Origin of the sequence: Pseudomonas syringae KCTC 12500 (assembly GCF_000507185.2) — a bacterium.
Classification (GTDB): domain Bacteria; phylum Pseudomonadota; class Gammaproteobacteria; order Pseudomonadales; family Pseudomonadaceae; genus Aquipseudomonas; species Aquipseudomonas syringae.
This window is the reverse complement of sequence record NZ_AYTM02000002.1, coordinates 4,890,995-4,915,195: the sequence shown is the minus strand read 5'-3', so window position 1 is coordinate 4,915,195 and position 24,201 is coordinate 4,890,995. Positions and strand designations below refer to the sequence as shown.

Below are 24,201 nucleotides of genomic sequence, written 5' to 3'. Positions count from 1 at the left end.
CTGGTCATTGAAGTTGCTGCGGGTGTATACGGAACTTGCTGACGGTGTATCCGTCTGAGAGTTCAGCAAATCAAGAATCCATCTGGAGACACAGTAATGAAACAACGGACCCTTCCCGCTGCCTTCCTGCTTGCACTGAGCATTGCCTCCCTCGCCGGCTGCGCATCGCCCACTGTGATCACCTTGAACGATGGTCGTGAAATCCAGGCTGTCGACACGCCGAAGTACGATGAAGACTCTGGCTTCTACGAGTTCAAGCAACTCGACGGCAAGCAGACACGCATCAACAAGGATCAGGTACGTACCGTCAAGGATCTGTGATCCGGGCGTCGCGTTACTGATTTGAAAAAACCCGCCGAGTGCGGGTTTTTTTTACCTGTCATTTCACTGTTCCTGTACTACCAGTCGAGCTGCAACAGGCTCTCGAAGTGGCGCTGTTCGCCATTGAGCGGGTCGACGAAGCGCAAGCTGCTGGCCAGCAGCTTCAACGGATTCCGATAGTCGTCCACAGGGTCTTTCACCACGTCCGGGTAAAACGGGTCGTTGCAGATGGCAGCGCCCAGTGCAGCCATGTGTACACGCAGCTGATGCTTTTTGCCGGTCACCGGGCAAAGCCTGTAGCGCCACAATTTATCCTGCCGTTCAAGCACCTCGATCTGCGTACGGGTGTTGCTCGCGCCGACACCTTCCTGCATGCGAAAGAACGGTTCACCCTCGACCAGACGGCTCTCGTGCAAACGCGGAAATGTCAGCTCCGGCAGCGCTGGCGCAATGGCCTGATAAAACTTGTCGATGCGCCGGGTGGGAAACAATGTCTGATAAGCCGAGCGCGTCTGTCGGTTGGCGGAAAACAGCACCAGCCCCGCGGTGTGCCGGTCGATGCGGTGCAGCGGCACCAGATCAGGATTGCCCAGGCGATGAATCAAGCGCCGCAGCAAGGTTTGCTCGACGTATTCGCCTGCGGGCGTCACCGGGAGAAAGTGCGGCTTGTCAGCCACCACCAGATGCTCATCGGCGTAGAGGATCGTTTCAACCACAGGGATCGGCGTTTCGTTGGCAACCTCACGAAAGTAGTGAACACGCAGCCCTTCCCGGTACGCCAGATCAGGCGCGATGGCCTTGCCGTTTTCATCCAGCACCCGGCCGCGAGCAAACCGATCCAGCCACTGTTCGCGGCTGATGGCCGGAAATTTCGCGCACAGGCAATCGAGCACCGTGGCCCACGAGCCCGGTGGCAGATACAACGTACTGGCTTGCTGCTGTGCGGCGCTGAAGACGGACTCGGACATGCGGGGGACTCGAACTCGTGTAAGCCTGAAGCGGCTGCCGTGGATTATCACTGATTAGTGCGATCACCGCACAACATCGCTGCGTGGTAATCGACTTCTGCCTGCGGCAATATTAACCATCTGGTACATTCCGTTTAACACCTGCAGCCAACCGGGCAGTGACACAAAAACAAGAGATGTATTTTATGACTCACGCTGAAAAACCTTCCATCCTCGCCGGCCTGATCGGCTCGGGCATCCAGGCCTCGCGGACACCTGCCATGCACGAGCGTGAAGGCGATGCGCAGGGTATGCGCTATCTGTATCGGCTGATCGATATCGACGCCCTGCAACTGGACGTTGATGCCCTGCCCCGGCTGCTTGAAGGCGCCCGACAGTGTGGCTTTACCGGCCTGAATATCACCTTCCCCTGCAAGCAGGCGGTCATCCCGTTACTGGATGAGCTGTCCGATGAAGCACGCGGTATCGGCGCGGTGAATACGGTGGTGTTCAAGGACGGTAAACGCATCGGTCACAATACCGACTGCCTGGGCTTTGCCGAAGGTTTTCAGCGCGGCCTGGACAAGGCCCCACGCCAACAGGTGGTGCAGATGGGTGCAGGCGGCGCGGGCGCTGCCGTGGCGCATGCGCTGCTGAGCGCAGGCGTCGAGCGCCTCAGCGTGTTTGAGGTCGAGCCGCAACGCGCCCAACGGCTGGTGGACAACCTTAACCAGCACTTCGGTGCCGGGCGTGCTCAGGTGGGCATCGACCTGCCTGCGGCAATGGCCGAAGCAGACGGATTGGTCAATACCACGCCGGTCGGCATGTCAAAACTGCCAGGCACGCCTTTGCCGACCGAGTTGCTGCGGCCTGAACTGTGGGTGGCGGAAATCATTTACTTTCCGCTGGAAACCGAACTGCTCAAGCATGCCCGCGTACTGGGCTGCCGTACCCTGGATGGCAGCACCATGGCGGTGTTTCAGGCGGTCAAGGCCTTTGAACTGTTCAGCGGCCAGTCCGCCGACGCAGAGCGGATGATGGCGCACTTCCATACGTTGTAAACGTCAGCGCTTGAGATAACGCAGCACAGCGTCGCAGATCATTGCTTTGTGGCGCTGCTTGACCTCCTCGCTCCACAACTCGATCTGAAAGATTTCGCTGAAGGTATGGCGATTGGAGATCCGGTAGAAGCAGAACGAGCTGATCATCAGGTGCAAGTCCACCGGATGAACACCCTCACGAAACAGGCCGCTGGCTTCGCCACGACGCAGGATGCCGTCGAGCGCCCTGATGATGTTCTGGCTCTTGGCATGAATCGATTCGGACTGTTTGACGTTCTCGCCGTTATGGATGTTTTCGATGCACACGATGCGCACGAAATCGACATTGCTGTCGTGGTGATCGAAGGTGAACTCAACCACGCGGTGAATCGCTTCCACAGGCTCGAGTTCGGATAGATTGAGCTGGCTCTCGGTGTTGCGAATCGCGCCGTAAAGTTTTTCCAGCACTTCGACGTACAGCTGTTCCTTGCTGCCGAAGTAGTAATAGATCATCCGTTTCGAGGTTTTGGTGCGTTCGGCAATGGCATCGACGCGCGCACCCGACAGGCCATGGGCGACGAACTCGGCAACGGCGGCCTGCAGAATGTCTTCGCGGGTTTTTTCCGGATTGTTCTTGCGCCCTTTCGATGCAACGGCAACGGAGTCGTCAGTAGTTTTCATTGTTGGCTCATGACCACGAGTGATGCGCGGAGTATGCAGCCGACCGGCAACTGAGGGAAGCCGCGAGGGCGTCAAACCCTCGCAGCAGCCTTGCAATCGGATTCGCCTTACAGACGCGCCTGACGTGCTGCCACATTGCGCGCCTTGGCCATCGCGGCCAGACGCACCGGGACGTTGGCAGCGCCGTACCCTACGTAGCCGTTCTTGCGCTGCAGGATTTCGAAAAAGAAGCGCCCGTCAAACGCATCGGTGTAGACGTGGAACAACTCGCCACCCTGCGCATCGCGATCATAGAGCACGTTGTAATACGCCAGTTCACTGAGAAACTCCTCGTCGAAATCGAAGCGCGCCGCCAGGTCATCGTAGTAATTGAGCGGAATGTCCAGCAACGGTACGCCCGCTTCCTTGGCGCGGCTTACTTCGGCAAAGATGTCTTCGCAGGAAAATGCAATGTGGTGCACACCCGAGCCGCGATAGCTCGACAGCGCATGAGAGATGGCTGTATTGCGATTCTCGGAGATATTCAGCGGCAAGCGCACGGTGCTACAACGGCTGCGCAGCGCACGGCTTTTGACCAGACCATAGGGGTCGGGCAAGACCACTTCATCGTCAGCCTCAAAGTCCAGAATGCTTTTGTAGAACAGCACCCAGCTGTCCAGGCTGTCGGCCGGCAGCGCCATAGCCATGTGGTCGATACGCTGCAACCCGCCCTTGGCGACTGCTTGCGGATCGACGACAAAATCGCTGTCGTAAATCGATTCTCCCGGCGCGGCGTTATCCACCAGATAGATCAGGCTGCCGTCAGGCGCGCGGACCGACGGAATCTCCCGCTCGTTGGGGCCGACCAGGCCACGATAGGGCTGGCCCTTGAAGGCACGCGCACGTTCCAGCGACTGATGACCGTCGTCGACGCGCAAGGCGGTCGCGCATAATGAAGGGCCGTGCGCCTCGAAGAAGCTGTGGGCAAAGGAATAGGGTTCGGCATTGAGCACAATCCTGATATCACCCTGCCCCAGCAGACTGACCGCCTTGGAGCGATGCTGACCCAGCTTGGCAAAGCCCAGCCGTTGCAGCCAGCCCGACAGGCGTGCGCCATGGCTCTCGTCAACGGCAAACTCGAGGAACTCGACCCCATTGTAGGTACTGGCCGCGGGTGGATTGAAAAGGATTTCGGGAACCGCAACCGGCTCGTCACGCGCCATCAACTGGCGGGTTTTCTCTTCCAGATAGAGCAGCGAACGCAGGCCGTCCGCGGCATTGGCGCGTGTCGGCGCTGCACGGAAGCCATCGTTGAACACTTCCAGCGACAACGGCCCGGTATAACCACTGCGCAGGATCGGCGCGAGAAAGCCGGCCAGATCGAATTCACCCTGGCCCGGGAAGCAGCGGAAATGGCGGCTCCACTCCAGTACATCCATCGCCAGAAGCGGTGCGTCGGCCATCTGCACGAAGAAGATCTTGTCACCCGGGATCTGCGCAATGGCGCTCGGATCGCCCTTCAGCGACAGGGTATGAAAGCTGTCGAGCAACACGCCAAGCGCCGGGTGGTCGACCTGACGCACCAGGTTCCAGACCTGTTGCCAGGTGTTCATATGCTTGCCCCAGGCCAGCGCTTCATAACCGACTCTCAGGTTACGGGCACCGGCGCGCTCGGCCAGCAGGCCCAGGTCATCGAGCAGAATGCTTTCGTCGCCCACCGAATCGGCAGACACATTGCTGCAGACCAGCACCAGATCGGTGCCCAGTTCCTGCATCAGATCGAATTTGCGTTCGGCACGGTCGATATTGCGCTGCAGACGATCACGGCGGCAGCCTTCAAAATCGCGGAACGGCTGGAACAGGGTGATGGCAATGCCCAGGTCGGCACACATTTGCCTGATGTTGCGTGGGCTGCCGTCGTAATACAACAAGTCGTTTTCGAAAATCTCGACGCCGTCAAAGCCAGCTGCGGCGATGGCTTCGAGCTTTTCGGGCAGAGTACCGCTCAAGGATACGGTAGCAATTGAACGCTGCATGCTTTTCAGCTCCTGGATGAACGCGACCTGCTTGGGTCGCGACTGGACAGCACCGCATTCCTGGCCTTTCCCGGCCTTATTCAGAGGTGCGAGTAAAGTATTTGCCTGTGAAAACACTACAGCAACATAAAGTGTACGAACCGGTTAGTTTTACGTTCGATTATCGAACAAAAGCCGTTTTACTCAATTGACGCTGTATCTCGTAATGCTCAACATCGGCATCACATTGCAGGATAGACCCGCAGTCCAACATTTCGATATTCGCTCCATCAGCAGCAAACCCATAACAATTCAAAAAACAGGAACATTGCTCATGCGCACCCTTCTCGCTTTGCTCGCCCGCTCACCCGTCCGTCTCACCAGATGTCCTGTTCGACGAAGCCGCCCGGCCAAAAGCCCGGCCACGGTCTGCGTCGCCTGAAACATTCCAACACACTTACGCGGCCCAACCTGTAAATTGTCGGCCCGACGGATCGTTTCGAGGACAGCCTGAGTCTACAGGCCAGTCGAATCACGGTTCTACGACATCACTTTACCTGCACAACGCCTGCATCGAGTGGACTTCTCAGTCCGACTGTTGCCAGCAGCACAGTCCTGGAACGGATGGTTAGAACATCATGCTTAACACCCAGACCAACCCTGTCGCCCAGGCCGCCCGTGCCGGGATGGGCGAAAAGATCCGCGGCGCGCTCGCCGTAGGCAAGACTCGCTGGGGCATGCTCGCCCTGGTGTTCTTCGCCACCACGCTGAACTATATCGACCGGGCCGCGCTCGGCGTCATGCAGCCCATCCTCGCCAAGGAAATGAGCTGGACGGCGATGGACTACGCCAACATCAACTTCTGGTTTCAGGTCGGTTACGCGGTCGGCTTCGTACTGCAGGGCCGCTTCATCGACAAGGTTGGCGTGAAGCGCGCATTCTTCCTCGCGGTGCTGCTGTGGAGCCTGGCCACCGGTGCTCACGGCCTTGCCACTTCCGCTGTCGGCTTCATGGTCTGCCGCTTTATTCTGGGCCTGACCGAAGCCGCCAACTACCCGGCCTGTGTGAAAACCACGCGGCTATGGTTCCCTGCTGGTGAGCGCGCGGTGGCCACCGGCATCTTCAACGCCGGCACCAACGTCGGTGCCATGCTGACCCCGGCCCTCCTGCCGGTGATCCTCACGGTCTGGGGCTGGCAGGCCGCCTTCGTGGCGATGGGTTCGCTGGGGCTGCTTTGGGCCATCACCTGGCGCTTGAAGTACTACAACCCCGAAGAGCATCCGACCGTCAGCAAGACCGAACTGGACTACATCAATAAGGAAGTCGAACCGGCGCCGGTCAAGGTGCCGTTTACCGGCATCCTGAAGATGCGGGGCACGTGGGCATTCGCGCTGGCATATGCGATCACTGCTCCAGTGTTCTGGTTCTACCTGTACTGGCTGCCGCCGTTCCTCAATCAGCAATACAACCTGGGGATCAGCGTGACGCAGATGGGTATACCGCTAATTCTGATCTGGCTGACGGCTGACTTCGGCAGTGTCGGTGGCGGCATTCTGTCGTCCTGGCTGATTGGTCGTGGCATGCGTGCGACTACTGCGCGGCTGTTGTCGATGCTGATCTTTGCCATCACGATCTGCAGCGTGGTGTTCGCGGCCAATGCCAGCGGGCTGTGGGTGGCGGTACTGGCCATTTCGCTTGCCGTGGGTGCGCATCAGGCTTGGACGGCGAATATCTGGAGCCTGGTGATGGACTACACCCCCAAGCACATGATGAGTACCGTGTTCGGCTTCGGCGGCATGTGTGCGGCCATCGGCGGGATGTTCATGACGCAGATCGTGGGTGCGGTGCTGACCGCCACCAATAACAACTACAACGTGCTGTTCACCATGATCCCGGCGATGTATTTCATTGCCCTGATCTGGATGTACTTCATGGCCCCTCGCAAGGTTCCGACGCTCAGCGAGTAATCGTCTGACACCATCAAAAAGGCCCGGCTCACTCAGTGACCGGGCCTTTTCGCTATCGTCCCTACGCTCTGCGCAGAGTGACGAGAAGTTTTCTCCCGTGTAACTCTCGTTCCTCACTCCGCGTGGGAATGCAGTTCGTGACGCTCCGCGTCACACGGCGGGTTTTCTTTGTCAGGTGGATTGGAGTTCGACTCAGGTCACCTTTTCGCCCTGCGGTGTCAGTGGAGTTCGTTTCAGGTCTAAGGTTCGCTTTTCGAGCGCGATGGTACTGACGACGCAGAGTGCGACGTAAGTGACGGCTGAGTCCTGGCGCTGATCCGGGGGTAGCCTGGCAGGACGCCAGGCTAGCCGCACCGGACCATGGATGGTCCGTTGCGGCGACCCCCGGATCAGTGACAGGGCGAAGGAACCCGACGAAGTCGGGCCGGAAACGGAGCCTGGGGGTTTGCTTACTTTGGCCCCATCAAAGTAAGTCGCCGAGGGGCGAAAAGGTGACCTGAGCCAGAAACATATCCAACTGCTATCGCAGAACCGCCATGTAACGTGGAGCGTCACAAACCTTATGCCAACGCTGAACACTGGCATCGACGTCAATCAGCGCCTTCAGCGCCACACATTACCCACCCTTGCGTCGCTGTTGCCACGCCGCCGCCAGACCGCTGAGGCAGATGATGGCGATGCCGGCCTGCGCGGTCGGAGACGGGGTGTGGTCGAAGACCAGGTAGCCCAGCAATCCAGCGAACACTATCTGGCAATAACTAAACGGCGCAAGCATGGCCGGAGCGGCGAAGCGGAAGGCCTGGGTGAGCAGCAAATGCGCCGACATCCCGCACGCACCCAGCGCCAGCAGAAACGGCAAGTGCTTGAGCGCTGGCACTTCCCAGAAGAACGGCACCAGCGCACTCATCAACAGCGTATTGAACAGCCCCGCGAAAAAATTGCTGGTGGTCGGACTGTCGAACGGACTGACCAACCGCGTCAGGAGTTGATACAGCGCAAAACACAAAGCCGATGAGAGCGGCAACAGAATCGCCGGGGTAAACAGCTCGCCGCCCGGATGAATAATGATCATCACCCCGACAAACCCGACCACCACCGCTGTCCACTGCCCGCGCGTCACACGCTCGTGCAGCAGCGGCACCGATAACGCGGTAACCAGCAACGGCGCAAGAAAGTTGACCGCCGTCGCTTCCGCCTGCGGGATGAACATCAGGCTGCTGGTAAACAGCAGACTGGTGCCCAGCAACGCCAGTGCGCGCAAGGCCTGCAGGCCAGGACGCTTGGTGCGCAACACCCGCAACCCCGATGACGGCATGAAGATGCAGGCCATCAGCAGCGTGTGCACCACATAACGCGCCCAGACCACCAGAATGATCGGATAGAAGCCGGACAGGTACTTGGACAGGGTGTCGTGACTGGCAAACAGAAAAGTCGCCAGAAGAATGAAGCCTATACCTTTGAGAGGTTGATTGACGCCGGACAACGGCGTGCTGGCAGTACTCATTGCGCTTCCTTGTTCAAGTTTCAGCAGCCCGACGCCGTGGCCGAACGCGCTCTCTACCCATATTTGCCCGTGAGCATCGCACACACGTTTGCGGCTTCTCGCAGGAAATGTTCGAACCGGTTCATTAGCGTTCGATAATCGCCCGAAACGACTGTTTCACAATTGCACGGGGCGTTACGCCATTTCACTATCGCAGCCAGTTACACGACTCAATAACTACAAAAAAGGTCTGTTCCATGCGCGTGAATTCCCCCTGCAAACTCCTTTGCGGCCTGTCGGCGGCTGTCGCTGCAAGCCTGACGCCCATCAGCGGCCACAGTGCCGGGTTCGTCGAAGACGCCAAGGTCAATCTGAACCTACGCAACTTCTACATCAACCGCAACTTCGTCGACCCGGCCAATACGCAGAACTACGCCGAGGAGTGGACGCAGAACTTCATCCTCGACGCCCGCTCCGGCTTCACCCAAGGCACCGTCGGCTTTGGTGTCGACGCACTGGGCCTCTACTCGCTCAAGCTAGACGGCGGCAAGGGTACCGGCGGCACACAATTGCTGCCCATCCATAGCGATGGACGCCCGGCCGACGACTTCGGCCGTCTGGCAGTGGCCGGCAAGGCACGCTTCTCGAAGACCGAATTGAAGGTCGGCGAGTGGATGCCGGTGCTGCCGATCCTGCGCTCGGATGACGGCCGCTCGCTGCCACAAACCTTTCAGGGCGGGCAGATCACCTCCAAGGAAATCGACGGCCTGACCCTTTACGGTGGTCAGTTCCGTGGCAACAGCCCGCGCAACGACGCAAGCATGGAAGACATGTCCTTGAATGGCCGTACCGCGTTCACTTCCGACCGCTTCAACTTTGGCGGCGGCGAGTACGTGTTCAACGAAAAGCGCACCCAGGTCGGCGTGTGGTACGCCGAGCTTGAAGACATCTACCACCAGCAATATTTCAACCTGCTGCACAGCCAGCCGTTGGGCAGCTGGACGCTGGGGGCCAACCTTGGCTACTTCCAGGGCAAGGACGATGGTCAGTCGCTGGCCGGCGATCTGGACAACAAGACCTGGTCAGCGCTGCTTTCGGCACGACACGGTGGCAACACCTTTTACTTGGGCCTGCAGAAAGTCAGCGGCGACAGCGCCTGGATGCGCGTCAACGGCACCAGTGGCGGGACCTTGGCCAACGACAGTTACAACTCTAGCTTCGACAATGCCAAGGAGAAATCCTGGCAGTTGCGCCATGACTATGACTTCGTAGCTATGGGCGTGCCCGGTTTGACCCTGATGAACCGCTACATCAGCGGCGACAACGTGCACACTGGCGCCATCACCGACGGCGAAGAGTGGGCACGGGAAACCGAGCTGGCCTATGTATTCCAGAGCGGCGCGTTCAAAAGCCTGTCAGTCAAATGGCGCAACTCCACCATGCGTCGCGACTACAACACCAACCAGTTCGACGAAAACCGCCTGATCGTCAGCTACCCGCTGTCGCTGCTCTGATCCGAACAGGACGCCGCCGTGGCCGAGGGCGCTGCGGCGGCGTTCTCGATCACCGCTCTCAATTGTCCTGCAATGACTCCACGCCCATTTCATCCCACACCGCTTCAGCCAGATGGAACGTTGCATTGGCCGCAGGAATGCCGCAGTAGATAGCGCTCTGCATCAGCACTTCCTTGATTTCCTCGCGGGTCACGCCGTTGTTTTTCGCGGCCTTGAGGTGCAGGCGCAATTCGCCTTCGCGATTCATGCCGATCAGCATCGCGATGGTGATCAGGCTGCGCGTATGGCGCGGCAACCCCGGACGCGTCCAGATATCACCCCAGGCGTGACGAGTGATCATCTCCTGAAACTCTTCATTGAACGGCGTCAGTTTGCTCAGGCTGTTATCGACATGCGCATCGCCCAGCACCGCGCGGCGCACCTGCATGCCGGCTTGGTAACGTTCGTCTTCGGTCATTGGGAAATCCTTGTGTGTTCGGCCACGGCGCGCTCGACCCAATGGCGAGCCTGGCCAAGGTAATGAGCCGGATCGAGCAGACGATCCAGCTCGTCAGAAGAAAACTGCTCGCTGACCTGCGGGGTTTCGCCGAGCACCTGACGCAAATGCGCGCCCTGCTCCACCGCACGCCGGCAGCACTGCTCTACAAGATGGTGGGCAGCATCGCGCCCGATGCGCTGAGCCAGCGCAATGCTCACTGCCTCGGCGAGAACCAGGCCTTTGGTGGATTGAAGATTGATCGCCATGCGCTCGGCATCGACCTGCAGACCGGGTATCACCTGCAAGGCCTGCTGCAGGGAACCGGAGACCAGACAGCACAGTTCCGGTAAGGTCTCCCACTCGGCATGCCACAGGCCCAGGCTGCGTTCGTGCTCCTGCGGCATGGCCGACAGCATGGTGGCCACCAGCCCCGGTGCGCGAGTGGCGGTGCTGATCATGACCGCGGCGCCGACCGGGTTGCGTTTGTGCGGCATGGTCGAAGATCCGCCCTTGCCCGGCGCCGAAGGCTCGAAGACCTCGCCCACTTCGGTCTGCATCAACAGGCTCACATCGCGCCCCAGCTTGCCGAGACTGCCGGCGATCAGGCCCAACAGACCGGCAAACTCCACCAGTCGGTCGCGCTGGGTGTGCCAGGGCTGCTCGGGCAACGCCAGTTGCAATTCATCGGCCAGCGCTTCGGCCACCGAAAAGGCCTGATCGCCCAGCGCCGCGAGGCTGCCGGACGCACCACCGAACTGCAGGCACAGCAGGCGCGGTTTGATCTCGTTCAAGCGCTGTCGATGGCGAGTGACTGCGCCCAGCCAGCCGGCGATTTTCATCCCCAATGTGACCGGCGTGGCCTGCTGCAGCCAAGTGCGTCCGGCCAGGGGCGTGCAGGCATGACACTGTGCCTGCTCAGCCATCGCATCGGCCAGTCGACTGAGGTCACGCTCAAGCAGCACGATGGCTCGACGTAGTTGCAGGACCAGCCCGCTGTCCATCACATCCTGACTGGTCGCGCCCATGTGCACGTAGCGCTCGGCTTCAGCGCTGCGTGCGGCAATCTGTTTGCCCAGCGCCTTGACCAGCGGAATCGCTGAATTGCCGGCACTGCCGATGGCGATTGCCAGCGCGTCGAAATCGAACAGCCGTGCGTCGCAGCTCAGCTCGATGTCGGCGACCACCTCGGGCGGGATCAGGCCGACGCGCGCCTGTGCCCGGGCCAGCGCAGCCTCGAAATCGAGCATGCCCTGCACCCGGCCTTCATCGGAAAAGATCTCGCGCATTTCGGGTTGCATGAAGTAGGCATCGAAAAGTTGATTGCTCGCTCTGTTCACATCACCACTCCAGATTGAAAGGTTTCAGGTAGCGTCCGAATGACTGACCCAGCCCTTGATCAGCACCGCTATCGCGGCCAGCGCCGCCGGGATGACCAGCGCGGTCAGCACCTGCTCGAACGTCCAGCCCAGGCCCAGCAGCGTGGCACCGGCCCAGGCGCCGAGAATGGCGCCGAAACGGCCTATCCCGAGCATCCACGACACGCCCGTGGCACGCCCCTGAGTGGGGTAAAAACGCGCTGCCAGCGACGGCATTGCCGACTGCGCGCCGTTGATGCACATGCCGGCCAGCAGCACCAGTGTCGCCAACAGCGCGACATTACCCAGACTCTGCCCGACCAGCCAGGCGAACACCCCCGCCAGTGCATAGGCACAACCAATGACCTTGTGCGGGTTGTAACGATCCATCGCCCAGCCCACGCCCACAGCACTCAACACCCCGCCGAACTGAAACAGCGCGCCAATAAAGGCCGACTGTTCCATGCTCGCGCCGCTGTCGCGCATCAGCGTCGGCAGCCAGCTGGTCAGCAGGTAGACGATGACCAGACCCATGAAATACGTCAGCCACAGCAACAGCGTGCCGGCACTGTAGTTGCCGGAGAAGATCACTTTCAGCACATTGCGGCTGCTGACCGTTTTCTGTTCGGGAACGCTGAAATCAGTGATACCGGCCAGCGCCTTTGGCGCAATCGGTGCCAGCACCTTGCGGATCCGCTCTGCACCGCGATTGCGTACCACCAGAAACCGCGCCGACTCCGGCAGCCAGACCATCAGCACCAACCCCAGCAGGAGGGGCAGAATACCGCCCAGCATCAGCAGGCTATGCCAGCCCATGCTGGGGATCAGTTTGGCTGATACAAAACCGCCGCACGCCATGCCCAGATTGAAACCGCAGAACATGCTCGTCACCAGCAACGACTTGAGCCGCTCGGGGGTATATTCCGACAGCAAGGTGGTGGCGTTGGGCATCGCCGCGCCAAGACCCAGCCCGGTCAACAGGCGCAGTACCAGCAATTGATCGATGTTGCTGCTGTAGGCTGAGGCCAGACTGAAAAGACCGAACAGCAGCACCGCGACCACCAGCACCACCTTGCGCCCGAAGCGGTCGGCCAGCGGGCCGGAACCCAGCGCGCCGAATACCATGCCGATCAGCGCAGCGCTCATCACCGGCCCCAGGCTGGCCCGATCGATCCCCCAATCCTGGCTGAGTGCGGGTGCAATGAAGCCCATTGCGGCCGTATCGAGGCCGTCGAGAAACACGATCAGAAAACACAGCGCAACCACTCGCCACTGATACCCGGATAGCGGTTGTGCATTGATGAAGGCCTGAACGTCGAGCGTACTCGACGCGGGGCTGCCGGCGGAAAGCGTCATGGAGGGTCCTTTTATTTTTATAGGGTCGCCTGCCGATGCAGGCGCCTTGAAACGCACGCACATTGATTGCTGAATCGACAAGCGATTCAGAAATCGAAAAACACTGTCTTGCCCTCACCCTGTACGCGGATATCAAAACGATAGGCCGTCTGCCCCTCGTGCGTGCAACGACGTGCCACCAGGGTTTCGCGGCGCGGGGGCTGCTCAATCAGATTGAGCACCGGGTCCTGCGCGTTCGCCTGGGCTTCGTCGTCGAAATACAACCGCGTCTGCAGATGAATATTGATGCCCCGCGCAAACAGCGAAACATTGATGTGCGCCGCCATCGGCACGCCCGCCGCATTGCGCGCCGAGCCTGGTTTGATGGTCTTCAGGATCCATTGGCCATCGTCCGTGGTAGCCGTGCGACCAAAGCCGTTGAACGGCCTGTCCGGGTCGAATTCGCTGTGATACGCACCCTGATGATCCGCCTGCCAGAACTCCAGATAGGCATCACGGATCAGGTGACCGTTGCCGTCGAAGACGTTGCCCAGCAACACGATGTGCTCGCCGGGCGCCTCGGGCCTGGCCATCTCGTTCCAGATTTCCAGCTCGCGGGTCGGGTTGCCGGCCACCTGCGGTGCAAGACCGATGTGAACGTAAGGGCCAGCGGTTTGCGAAGGGGTTTCCTGCAGCAATTGAACGGGCATGTCGGGCCTCCTCAGCAGTTTTCGAAGTGAGTCTTGCGCTGGCCGCGCAACACGATGTCAAAGCGATACGCCAGGCAATCCATCGGATTGCCCAGGCCGAGGTCGAGCCTGGCAATCAGGCTCTGCACGGCGTCTGGGTTGGCGATGGCCTTGACGATCGGGCAGATCGGAATCAGCGGGTCGCCTTCGAAATACAACTGAGTGATCAGCCGTGTGGCAATCGACGGCCCGCTGATCGACACATGAATGTGCGCCGGGCGCCAGTCGTTGGGACCGTTGCGCCACGGGTAAGGCCCTGGCTTGACGGTACGGAAGCTGTAATTGCCTTCGCTGTCGGTCAACGCACGTCCGACGCCGCCGAAATTGGGATCGATAGGCGCCAGATAGGCATCGCGCTTGTGGCGATAACGCCCGCCGGCGTTGGCCTGCCAGATCTCCACCAGCGTATGCGGGATCGGCTTTCCGTACTGATCGCAGACCCGCCCGGCCAGCAGGATACGCTCGCCGATGGGCAGCCCACCGTTGTTGAAATTGAGCAGCAGGTCGTTATCGTGCTGGCCGAATTTCAAATGCGAGAAATCCGGGCCGGTGGTTTCGGAAATGGACTGCGGGATACTGACCAGCGCCTGACGCGGCGAGCGCAGGATCGAGGTCTTGTAATCAGGGGTGAGAGCTTTTGGATGCCAGTTTCGGTCACGAATGACGAAGCGGCTGTTGTCCGCGGCAGACATGGCGTTCTCCTCGTTTTTCTTATGGGGGCGCGCAGGCGTCGATCACATGCGCTACAGGCTGCGGCGAAGTGTCGCGTGATCCATGCTTACAGAGAACTGAAATAAACCCAACGATCCATAACCAATTGGTTATGGATGCTAGATGTTGCGATAGGCCTCTCCAAGGCGCCGCAGCTCGTCCACGCACCACTGCGCTGCGCGCGTGAGTGGCAAGGCCGGGTTGCTGCACAAACCGACCGAACCGCCCGGTTCACGAATACCCATGTCCAGCTCGACCAGTGTGCCGCCTTTCAACTCCAGCGACACGGCATCCAGCGGCGCGATCCACACCGCATCGCTGCATTGCACATAGCGACGGCTGAGGGTGAGCGAAAGGGTTTCAAGGCGCTGACGTGGCATGCGGATACCGCACTGTACGAACAGGCTGTCGGCAAACTTGCGGATGGTCGTGCCTGCCAGCGGCAGCACCAGCGGGAACTGCTCCAGACTTTCGGGCTTGAGCGGCGCAGCCAGCAACGGGTGATCGCTGCGCACCACCAGCGTCATCGACTCGTTGTACAGGTGCTCGAACGTCAGGCCCTGAATCTGCGGACTGTCCGTCATGCGCCCGACCACCAGATCCAGCTCCCCTACCCTCAATTGCGACAGCAGATAGGCACTGGGCCCGGTCATTACGCTGACGATCAGCGCCGGGTGCTGCTGGTGCAGGCGATGAACCACCTCGGGCACCAACAGGCTTTCGGCCGTCGACAGTACGCCCAGTCGTGCAGTGACCGTGTCGTGCTCACCCGAACGCAGACTGCTGACGCCCTCGCGCAGGGCCTGCACGCTGGGCCCGGCAAAGCGCATGAACGCCACGCCCGCTTCAGTGAGTGCCGCACCACTTTTACTGCGCACGAACAGCGTGGTGTCGAGCAGGGTTTCCAGCTCTTTGAGACTTTTCGACAGCGCCGGCTGACTGATCGCCAGAACGTCGGAAGCACGCGCCAGACTGCCCTGCCGGGCCACTTCTAGAAAGCAGACCAGATGGCGAAATTTGATGCGTGTATCGATATTCACTGCGCGTCGTGTCCGGTAAATGAAAGGGAATGCAGCTCAACGACAAGGCCGCTCAACGACTCAGAAACGACGCCACTTGAGGCGCGTCAAATGGCCAGTCCAGCTCGTCGCCGGTGTCGACTCGCCGCAACACAGGAACGCGCAACTCGTAGCGTTCAAGCAGTTGCTCATCCTCGCAGATGTCGACCAGCTCAACCAGCAGGCCGTGTTCGATGGCGAACGGCAGTAAAACCGCTTCGGCAACCTCGCACAGCGGGCATCCCAGGGTGCTGAACAGCTGACATTCGGGGGGCATGAGTCGATCCTCGGCGAATCCTCGGCAAGCGGAAATTATTCTAGGCGCGCACCGGGATCACGTCGACACCCGAAAATGCGCCTTGCTGAACGCATTGGCGCGATCCAGTACCGGTTTCTCGAAACAACGATAACCGACCCAGCCATAGCACACCGCCGCAGCCATCATCAGCAGCGCGAAAAACAGGTTGTCCAGGTAGCTTTCGGGCCAGGCTCCCACCAGACTCCAGACCCTGCCGATCACCCCCAGCACCAGCAGATGAGACAGGTAGACCGTGTAGGACATATCGCCCACGGCAACCAGAAACCCGGGCACCCGCAGGTGTCGACGCCGTTCGAGCAATGCCAGCGTCACCACCAGCATGCCGAACGTGCCGCCGACCATGAGCATGCGCAGCAACCCCTGACTCTCATACAGCCGGTAATAGCCGATCAGGGGCACCGCCGCCAACAACGCGACACCGAGCAGTAACCAGACCGCAGCAGTCGGCACGCGGGCACTGTGGCGACCGTAAAAGAACAAGGCCAGCGCGGCGCCAAGCATGAACTCGAGGGCATAGGGATGCAGGATGATCTTTACTGCCGGGGAATAGTCCTGCCAGTCTGCCAGCGTGTTGAACGCCACGATGATCAGACACCAGCCGCCGAGCAGAAACGGCAGGCTGCGCTCGCGAAACAGCAGAAAGCCGGAGAACACCACGTAAAACCACAGTTCGAACAGCAGCGACCAGGCCACCATCACCAGCAGCACCTTGTCGTTGGGCAACAGCAGGAACGACATGATCAGACTGGACGAGCCATGCCCGCTGTTGACCATGCCCGGCTGCACCAGATAAACCGCCAGGGTGATGAAAAAGTACAACCAGTACGTGGGATAGATCCGCGATACCCGATTGAACAGAAACCGCTGGGCTTCGATTGCGCTCTGAAAACGGCCACGGCTGACAATCACCATGACGAATCCGCTGATGACGAAGAACAGATCGACGCCCAACTGAAAAAAATCGAGCCAGGGCGGCAGAAGGATATCGCCCCCGGAAAACTTGCTCTCTACCGACATCATGTGAAACAACACAACGCCAAGGACCGCTACGCCCCTGAGCCCCTGCAGGGAATACAGCCGCTCCATGCCTCTCTCCATTCAACGGATGTCGCGCGCGCCAGGCCATCCCGTGGTCACGCGTGTGGAGCATAGCCAATGGCCAGAAGTACGGAACCCCAATCTTCCAGTGGTTGCGGTTTTTCCTGGCAGATACTTTTGGAGTAAGGTGCAACTGCAGTGTAAAGCCTGATCGAACAAGATGCGGCAATCGAAGTGAACCTTCAGGAATCACCTGTACTCGAAACATTCATACGCCCACCAAACGGAGAACATCATGGCCCGCGAAACTGCACAGAATGCTCAGGAAATCCTGAGAGCCGACTTCCAGGTGCTGGTTGCCGACACTGAGAAATTACTGGCGCATACCGCCTCTCTGGCGGGTGATCAGGCCGATGAACTGCGCGCCCAGATCCGTGAAAGTCTGCTGCGTGCCAAGGAAACCCTGAAGACCACCGAAGATTCGTTGCGCGAGCGCGGTGAAGCGGCAGTGGTTGCCACCGAAGATTACGTTCAGAACAACCCCTGGCAGTCAGTCGGTATCGCCGCAGGTGTCGGCTTTCTGATCGGTCTGCTGGCTACAAGGCGCTAACATCATGACTCTGGGAACGGAATCAGCACCGCCCGAGGGAACTCCGGGCGCTTCACCGCGGCGCCTGGGCGCTGCCTTCCTTGGCCTGTTGCACACTCACGTCGAGCTGTTCGGCATCGAATTGCAGGAACAGAAAGCGCGAACCGTCAGCCTGCTGCTGTTCGCCGGTCTGGCCTTGGTTTTCGGCCTGCTGCTGCTCACCGGGCTCTCGGCCTTGCTGCTGATCGTTCTGTGGGACAGCTATCGCCTGGCCGGCATCGTTGGCCTGTGTACGTTTTACCTGCTAGCCGCGATCTTCTGTGGATTGCGCCTCAAGGCAGCGATCTTCGACGAGTCTTCGCCCTTCCACGCGACCCTCGAAGAACTGGCCAATGACCGTGAGCGATTGATGCCATGAGTGAACCCAAGTCGCACCAGAGCAATACTCGTCGAGAACTGCGCAAGGCATTGATCCGCCTGCGCATGGAAATGCACCGCCAGGAAATCCGCCACGAATCGACGCAACTGATGCAGCCGTTGCAACGCTTTCGCGGCATCCGCCATGACTGGAAAAGCGCGCTGGGCTTTCGCCACGCGCCCCTCTGGGGCGTGGGCTCGGTCGCCCTGCTGGGCTTCCTGAGCGGCAAACGTGCCAAGACCGGGCGTACCAGCCTGTTGGGCCGCCTGTTGAAGCTGGGCATCACGCTGACGCCGGTGGTCAAGGTCGCCATGCAAGCGCGCGCCCTGCAGAATCGCAATCGCAAAGTCTGATTGCGCCACGCGTCTAGCATGATCCTGGCCTGACGGTACTGGCCTTAATACAAATGCCTGCTCAGGTTTTCCGGAGCAGGCATTTGTTTTTCCATGGGGCCTGTTTTCATCGATGCGGCCCTTGCGGCAGGCGTGTCGAACCGGGAAGCTACGCCCCTATTATTGACGGAGTGAACGCATTGGATTGGCAAACACTGCTTAACCGCGAACGACTGGGCAAGACCCTGCACAGCCCCGAGGAACTGGGGCGCAGTCCGTTTCACAAGGACCATGACCGGATCATCTTTTCCGGGGCCTTCCGCCGCTTGGGACGCAAGACCCAGGTGCATCCGGTGTCCAGCAATGATCATATCCATACGCGCCTGACCCATTCGCTGGAAGTCAGTTGTGTCGGCCGTTCGCTGGGGATGCGTGTCGGCGAAACGCTGCGCTCTGCCCTGCCTGAATGGTGCGATCCGAGCGACCTGGGCATGGTCGTGCAATCGGCTTGTCTGGCCCACGACATCGGCAATCCGCCGTTCGGCCATTCGGGCGAAGATGCAATTCGCAACTGGTTCAATCAGGCGGCCGGGCGCGGCTGGCTCGACGCGATGAGCGACACCGAGCGCAATGACTTCCTCAATTTCGAAGGCAATGCCCAAGGGTTCCGGGTGCTGACGCAGCTGGAATACCACCAGTTCGACGGCGGCACCCGCCTGACCTACGCCACATTGGGCACATACCTCAAATACCCGTGGACCGCACGCCACGCGGACTCGCTGGGCTACAAGAAGCACAAGTTCGGCTGCTATCAAAGTGAACTGCCGATCCTTGAGCAGATCGCCGGCAAGCTGGGTTTGCCGCAGCTCGAAGACCAGCGTTGGGCGCGTCATCCGCTGGTGTATCTGATGGAGGCGGCCGACGACATCTGTTACGCCCTGATCGATCTGGAAGACGGTCTGGAGATGGACCTGCTCAACTACGCAGAAGTGGAATCGCTTTTGCTCGGGCTGGTCGGCGACGATCTTCCGGAAACCTACCGACAACTGGGCCCGGGCGACTCACGACGGCGCAAACTGGCAATCCTGCGTGGCAAGGCCATCGAGCACTTGACCAACGCGGCCGCCAGAGCCTTCGTCGAGCAGCAGGACGCCTTGCTGGCAGGCACCCTGCCTGGCGACCTGGTCGAGCACATGCACGGCCCGGCCAAACGCTGTGTGCTCAACGCCAAGGACATGGCGCGCAAGAAAATCTTTCAGGACAAGCGCAAGACACTGCATGAAATAGGTGCCTACACCACGCTGGAGATCCTCCTCAACGCATTCTGCGGCGCGGCCGTCGAGCAGTTCGGCGGCAGGACGCCATCGTTCAAGCATCGACGCATCCTCGATTTACTGGGTAACAGCGCGCCCGATCCCAAGGCACCGCTGCATGCCTCGTTCCTGCGCATGATCGACTTCATTGCGGGCATGACCGACAGCTACGCCAGTGAAATGGCCCGGGAAATGACTGGCCGCTCCGGCCAAATATAGCCTCCATCGACCAGCCCGCAGCCTGAACGCACACAGGCAAAGGCTGGTCAGACCTGATCACCCCGCAAAACTCAGACAGGCCCTACATGCATGTCAGACGGGTCCTATCGCAGCTTTTCTTGCATCCCTCAATAATTCCAGCCACTTCAACTGCCATCCGGCACGTCATCCATCCGCCTGCGATACTCACGGGTCCGCACGCCGCCTGCCGACGCCTGAACGCCTCGCCAGGGCTTTTCCGGAACGCTCATGTCCACACATAGCCTGCGCATCCTTCTGGTGGAAGATCACCCGTTTCAATTGATCGCCACTCAGGTGCTGCTCAACAACCATGGCTACTTCCTGCTGACGCCCGTGCTGACGGCTGCCGAGGCCATGGCCGCCATGCAACGCAGCGCCGAACCGTACGGGCTTGTGCTGTGCGATCAGTGCCTGCCGGACATGTCAGGCCTCGACCTGATCGACGAGGCAGCCCGACACGGCTGGCTGCGCCAGGCGATTCTGCTCAGCGGCTTGCCGGATAAACAGCTTGAAAACCTGCAGCAACTCGCCCTGCAGCGCGATCTCCCCCTGCTCGGCTGCCTGAGCAAGCCCCTGCACGGGCCCGACCTCAGCCGCCTGCTGGGGCACCTCGTTGACTGACGTCGGTAAACCGGCTTTATCCGCTTTCAGATAGGCCGTGTAAAAACAGATACATACCTTAACACCGACAAACCGTACCGATTAAATACGACGTTCAGACGCGTAGGAAATCAGCAGTCAACATGAATGATGATTCCAGAAAGTAATAAACATTTGATGCATCACTCGTCAAATACACATTGAAATAAGCGTTAACGTTTAAACACACTTGTGTTCTACGTAGGCTTTTACGTACTCCGATACGCTAATTTTTGTAGGACTTTTCCTATATATGCCTGCCGAGCAAGTCTCTTTATGTGCCTGCCCGAACATCTGAGCTAAGGTGCGCGCTTTCTTCACTGCTTGTTATGGAATGGAATATGAACTCAGTTTTTATCATCGACGATCATCCGGTCATCCGGATGGCGGTCAGAATGCTCCTGGAGAATGAAAATTATGAGGTGGTCGGCGAAACCGACAACGGTGTCGACGCCATGCAGATGGTGCGTGAATGCATGCCCGACCTGATCATCCTCGACATCAGCATCCCCAAGCTCGACGGCCTCGAGGTGCTGGCCCGCTTCAATACGATGGGGCTGCCCTCCAAGATTCTGGTGCTGACGTCGCAGACCCCCAACCTGTTTGCCATTCGCTGCATGCAATCAGGTGCCTCGGGTTATGTGTGCAAGCAGGAAGACCTTAGCGAACTGCTCAGTTCGGTGAAAGCGGTATTATCCGGCTACAATTACTTTCCCAGTCAGGCGTTGACGTGCGCAGTTCGTGAAGATGGCCAGACCAACGAGCTGGAGCTGTTCAAGTTGGTCAATGACCGCGAACTGATGGTCTTGCAGTTATTTGCCCAAGGCCGTTCCAACAAGGAAATAGCCAAGGGCATGTTTCTCAGTAACAAAACCGTCAGCACTTACAAAACACGGCTTATGCAAAAACTGAAAACCAGAACCTTGGTAGAACTTATCGAGATGGCAAAACGCAACGCGCTAGTGTGAGAAAACGGATGCCCAAGCGCTTCAGACAATTATTAATACTGGCCACAAGCCTGTGCCTGGGCTGGGGTGCTGAGGCCGGTATTCATGCGGCCGATCACTACACCCTGCTCGGCCGTTCGAGCCCGGCGCACATGGACGTGAAGCTGGACAGTCACCAGTGGCAGTGGGTGCGCGGGCAACGCGAACTGATTCTCGGCACCTCGAACCCCGATTACCCGCCCTTCGATATCACGATTTCAGGGAACGATTACGAAGGCATCACTGCCGATTATGCAGGGATCATTTCGGATGCGCTGGACCTGCCCGTCAGGGTCCAGCGTTTCGAAACCCGTAATGCGGCGATCAAGGCCCTTGCCGCAGGCCAGATCGATCTGCTGGGCACCGCCAACGGTTTTGAAGCCGTCGATCGCAATATCAGGCTTTCACAGCCCTACTCGGTGGACCAGCCCGTTCTGGTCACCCGGGTCGGAGACACCCGCCCCCTGAACGAGGGCCTGAAAGGCATGCGGCTGAGCATGGTCTATCACTACCTGCCGCCTGCCGAGGTCGAAGCGTCCTATCCCGGCGCAACGCTGAAGACCTATCCCTCTTTTCAGAACGCCATCAACGCAGTCGCCTTCAATCAGGCGGACGTGTTCCTGGGCGATACGATTTCTACCCAATACATCATCAACAAGGGTTATCTGAACAACGTGCAGATGTCGAATTTCGGCAAGCACGAGCCCAACGGTTTCAGCTTCGCGGTCAGCAACGAAAACACGCAACTGCTGGGCATCATCAATCAGACGCTGAAAGCCATCCCCGTCGATGAACGGATCAATATTTCCAGACGCTGGAGCACGGGCAGCGACCTGATGCTCACCGACCAGAAGCTGCAACTGACGCAACGCGAGGAGCGCTGGATCGCTCAGCACCCGACCGTGCGCGTGGTCGTCAACGAAGCGTATGCACCGCTGACATTCTTCGATGCCAAGGGCAACTTCCGCGGCATCACCGCCGACTTGCTCGAACTGGTGCGCCTGCGTACCGGGCTCAGGTTCGACGTCAAACGCTCGCCCAGCCTGACCGACATGCTCAATCAGGTCGACGAGGGTCAGGCAGACATGATTGGCGCGCTGGTGTCCAGTGATGCGCGTGAGGACCGATTCAGCTTCACCCGCCCCTACATCGACAATTCGTTCGTGCTGGTCACCCGCAAGGACCAGGGCGCCCCCAGCTATCTGGAGCAAATGGACGGCAAGCGTCTGGCAATCACCCAGGGCAGCCCGGTGCTCGACTGGCTAAGCCGCAAATACCCCAGGGTCGTGCCGCTGGAGATAGACAACCCGTTCCAGGCGCTGGACATGTTGTCACTGGGCCGGGCGGAAGGTGCGGTCATCTCGCTGCTCAGCGCAGACTATTTCCTGTCTTCCGGGATCTTCGAGGAGCGTTTGCAGATGACCGCCACCATCGGCGAGGATCCGGCGCTGATTTCCATGGCGACCTCACGCAATGCCATCGAGCTGAGCTCGATTCTCGACAAGGCACTGGCAAGCATCGCACCGCAGGACATGGCAGCGATCAACAACCGCTGGCGCGTTTATACACCCTCACGTGCCAACTGGCATGACTATGAACGGCTGATCTATCAGATTGTGGTGGGTGCAGGCCTGTTGCTGCTGGGCCTGCTGGCCTGGAATGCCTGGATGCGCCGGCAGATACGTCAGCGTGAAGCGGCGGAACGGGCTCTGGGCGATCAGTTCGAATTCATGCGCGCCCTGGTCGAGGGTACGCCGCATCCGATCTACGTGCGGGATCGCGAAGGTATGTTGCGCATGTGCAATGACAGCTACCTCAGGGTGTTCTCCGCGCAACGGGAAGACATCATCGGCAAGAGCGCCACCGAAGGGGTGCTGGGCAACGCCTTCGAAGCCCGGGAATACGCTGCCGACTATCAGCGGGTCATGGCCAGCAATACCGCATTGATCCTCGACCGCCCTCTGCGCATTGGCGATCGACAGCTGACCATCTACCATTGGATCCTGCCGTTTCGTGACTCTCTGGGCGAAGTACAGGGCATCATCGGTGGCTGGATCGACATCAGCGAGCGTCGCCAGCTCATCGAAGACCTGCAGGCTGCCAAGGAACAGGCCGACGCCGCCAGCCGAGCCAAAAGCACCTTCCTTGCCACCATGAGCCATGAAATCCGCACCCCGATGAATGCGGTGATCGGCATGCTGGAGCTGGCGCTCAAACGTGCCGATCACGGCGAACTGGATCGGTCCGCCATCGAAGTCGCCTACAGCTCGGCCAACGACTTGCTCGACCTGATCGGCGATATCCTCGACATTGGGCGTTTTCCTACTCACTACAGTTGTCAAAACTACTAAAAAGCACTGATTTCATTAGCCAAACCGAAATTAAAATGCGCCCAAAAAAATTGACAACTATCAAGAAATCGCCATCCTTACGATGATATTATAATACTTAAAAACGTAACTAAAATTCAAATGAAAATTGTCACACTATTTTTTGATATCATACAAAACACTTAAAGCCTTGGATTTACCAACCTAAACAACAGGACAGAAAAGCGGAACAACTTAACAACTCTATAATATAGAACAAACACATTAACAAAATTAAACACATGCAACTTACCTGCCAAATAATCATATAAACCCGATACATTTAACGCAACCTAAAACTTGCGGCTAACACATTGACAATGAG

General features: G+C 59.2%; 22 protein-coding genes and 1 pseudogene. 11 read left to right on the top strand and 12 right to left on the bottom strand.

All coding sequences use genetic code 11. From position 1 onward, the window contains the following. The first annotated feature begins 96 nt into the window (after window positions 1-96). Window positions 97-321, top strand: coding sequence for a YgdI/YgdR family lipoprotein (locus tag V476_RS21965; protein ID WP_003315600.1), 225 nt, complete (start codon window positions 97-99; stop codon window positions 319-321). A 77-nt stretch (window positions 322-398) separates the two neighbouring features. On the opposite strand, the gene V476_RS21960 is transcribed toward V476_RS21965, so the two are convergent. Next, window positions 399-1,289 carry a pseudouridine synthase gene (locus tag V476_RS21960; RefSeq protein WP_024960152.1) on the bottom strand — a complete coding sequence of 297 codons (891 nt, stop codon included), beginning with the start codon at window positions 1,287-1,289 and terminating at the stop codon, window positions 399-401. A 185-nt stretch (window positions 1,290-1,474) separates the two neighbouring features. Between V476_RS21960 and V476_RS21955 the strand changes: the two genes are divergently transcribed. Further along, entirely contained in the window at window positions 1,475-2,329 is an 855-nt protein-coding gene (locus V476_RS21955) for a shikimate dehydrogenase (RefSeq protein WP_024960153.1), read from the top strand. A 3-nt stretch (window positions 2,330-2,332) separates the two neighbouring features. On the opposite strand, the gene V476_RS21950 is transcribed toward V476_RS21955, so the two are convergent. After that, window positions 2,333-2,989: a TetR/AcrR family transcriptional regulator gene (locus tag V476_RS21950; RefSeq protein WP_024665557.1), complete on the bottom strand. Its 657-nt coding sequence runs from the start codon at window positions 2,987-2,989 to the stop codon at window positions 2,333-2,335. A gap of 107 nt (window positions 2,990-3,096) precedes the next feature. Beyond that, window positions 3,097-5,004 carry a 3-dehydroshikimate dehydratase QuiC gene (gene quiC, locus V476_RS21945; RefSeq protein WP_024960154.1) on the bottom strand — a complete coding sequence of 636 codons (1,908 nt, stop codon included), beginning with the start codon at window positions 5,002-5,004 and terminating at the stop codon, window positions 3,097-3,099. Between the two features lie 617 nt (window positions 5,005-5,621). On the opposite strand from quiC, the gene V476_RS21940 reads away from it, so the two are divergent. Next, complete coding sequence (locus V476_RS21940) at window positions 5,622-6,950, top strand: MFS transporter (RefSeq protein WP_003423759.1); 1,329 nt, start codon at window positions 5,622-5,624, stop codon at window positions 6,948-6,950. A gap of 616 nt (window positions 6,951-7,566) precedes the next feature. Here the strand turns inward: V476_RS21940 and V476_RS21935 are convergent. Next, window positions 7,567-8,454, bottom strand: coding sequence for a DMT family transporter (locus V476_RS21935; RefSeq protein WP_003423758.1), 888 nt, complete (start codon window positions 8,452-8,454; stop codon window positions 7,567-7,569). Between the two features lie 236 nt (window positions 8,455-8,690). On the opposite strand from V476_RS21935, the gene V476_RS21930 reads away from it, so the two are divergent. Then, window positions 8,691-9,947, top strand: coding sequence for an OprD family porin (locus V476_RS21930; RefSeq protein ID WP_024960806.1), 1,257 nt, complete (start codon window positions 8,691-8,693; stop codon window positions 9,945-9,947). A gap of 58 nt (window positions 9,948-10,005) precedes the next feature. On the opposite strand, the gene pcaC is transcribed toward V476_RS21930, so the two are convergent. The 8 genes from pcaC to V476_RS21890 all read right to left on the bottom strand — a co-directional run bounded on the left by pcaC (window position 10,006) and on the right by V476_RS21890 (window position 17,038). After that, a complete protein-coding gene (pcaC, locus tag V476_RS21925) occupies window positions 10,006-10,404 on the bottom strand; it encodes a 4-carboxymuconolactone decarboxylase (RefSeq protein ID WP_003423756.1) in 399 nt (132 codons plus the stop codon). Next, window positions 10,401-11,762 (bottom strand): 3-carboxy-cis,cis-muconate cycloisomerase, encoded by a 1,362-nt coding sequence (locus V476_RS21920; RefSeq protein ID WP_024960807.1) that lies wholly within the window; start codon window positions 11,760-11,762, stop codon window positions 10,401-10,403. Before V476_RS21920 ends, pcaC begins: the two co-directional genes overlap by 4 nt. 24 nt (window positions 11,763-11,786) lie before the next feature. Then, on the bottom strand, window positions 11,787-13,136 hold the full coding sequence (gene pcaK / locus V476_RS21915) for a 4-hydroxybenzoate transporter PcaK (protein ID WP_024960808.1): 1,350 nt from the start codon (window positions 13,134-13,136) through the stop codon (window positions 11,787-11,789). Window positions 13,137-13,222: 86 nt separating this feature from the next. Next, complete coding sequence (pcaG, locus tag V476_RS21910; protein WP_024960809.1) at window positions 13,223-13,825, bottom strand: protocatechuate 3,4-dioxygenase subunit alpha; 603 nt, start codon at window positions 13,823-13,825, stop codon at window positions 13,223-13,225. An 11-nt stretch (window positions 13,826-13,836) separates the two neighbouring features. Next, window positions 13,837-14,556, bottom strand: coding sequence for a protocatechuate 3,4-dioxygenase subunit beta (pcaH, locus tag V476_RS21905; RefSeq protein ID WP_003416184.1), 720 nt, complete (start codon window positions 14,554-14,556; stop codon window positions 13,837-13,839). 138 nt (window positions 14,557-14,694) lie between these two features. Then, entirely contained in the window at window positions 14,695-15,615 is a 921-nt protein-coding gene (gene pcaQ / locus V476_RS21900) for a pca operon transcription factor PcaQ (RefSeq protein WP_024960810.1), read from the bottom strand. Window positions 15,616-15,667: 52 nt separating this feature from the next. Next, window positions 15,668-15,910: a glutaredoxin family protein gene (locus tag V476_RS21895; RefSeq protein ID WP_003315616.1), complete on the bottom strand. Its 243-nt coding sequence runs from the start codon at window positions 15,908-15,910 to the stop codon at window positions 15,668-15,670. A gap of 57 nt (window positions 15,911-15,967) precedes the next feature. Beyond that, window positions 15,968-17,038 carry an acyltransferase family protein gene (locus V476_RS21890; protein ID WP_024960811.1) on the bottom strand — a complete coding sequence of 357 codons (1,071 nt, stop codon included), beginning with the start codon at window positions 17,036-17,038 and terminating at the stop codon, window positions 15,968-15,970. 247 nt (window positions 17,039-17,285) lie between these two features. Between V476_RS21890 and V476_RS21885 the strand changes: the two genes are divergently transcribed. From V476_RS21885 to V476_RS21855, 7 genes and pseudogenes are all read left to right on the top strand, one after another. Next, window positions 17,286-17,600, top strand: coding sequence for an ElaB/YgaM/YqjD family protein (locus V476_RS21885; RefSeq protein ID WP_003315618.1), 315 nt, complete (start codon window positions 17,286-17,288; stop codon window positions 17,598-17,600). A gap of 4 nt (window positions 17,601-17,604) precedes the next feature. Beyond that, entirely contained in the window at window positions 17,605-17,997 is a 393-nt protein-coding gene (locus V476_RS21880; protein ID WP_003392988.1) for a phage holin family protein, read from the top strand. Continuing rightward, entirely contained in the window at window positions 17,994-18,350 is a 357-nt protein-coding gene (locus tag V476_RS21875) for a hypothetical protein (RefSeq protein ID WP_003346087.1), read from the top strand. Before V476_RS21880 ends, V476_RS21875 begins: the two co-directional genes overlap by 4 nt. Before the next feature lie 179 nt (window positions 18,351-18,529). After that, the gene (locus V476_RS21870) at window positions 18,530-19,861 is read left to right on the top strand and encodes a deoxyguanosinetriphosphate triphosphohydrolase (protein ID WP_003392987.1); all 1,332 of its coding nucleotides are present in this window, start codon (window positions 18,530-18,532) and stop codon (window positions 19,859-19,861) included. 249 nt (window positions 19,862-20,110) lie between these two features. Further along, a complete protein-coding gene (locus V476_RS21865; protein ID WP_024960812.1) occupies window positions 20,111-20,503 on the top strand; it encodes a response regulator in 393 nt (130 codons plus the stop codon). Between the two features lie 359 nt (window positions 20,504-20,862). After that, entirely contained in the window at window positions 20,863-21,489 is a 627-nt protein-coding gene (locus tag V476_RS21860; RefSeq protein ID WP_003423744.1) for a response regulator transcription factor, read from the top strand. A gap of 8 nt (window positions 21,490-21,497) precedes the next feature. After that, a pseudogene (locus tag V476_RS21855) lies at window positions 21,498-23,825 on the top strand (transporter substrate-binding domain-containing protein); the annotation flags it as partial. Window positions 23,826-24,201: the final 376 nt, after the last annotated feature.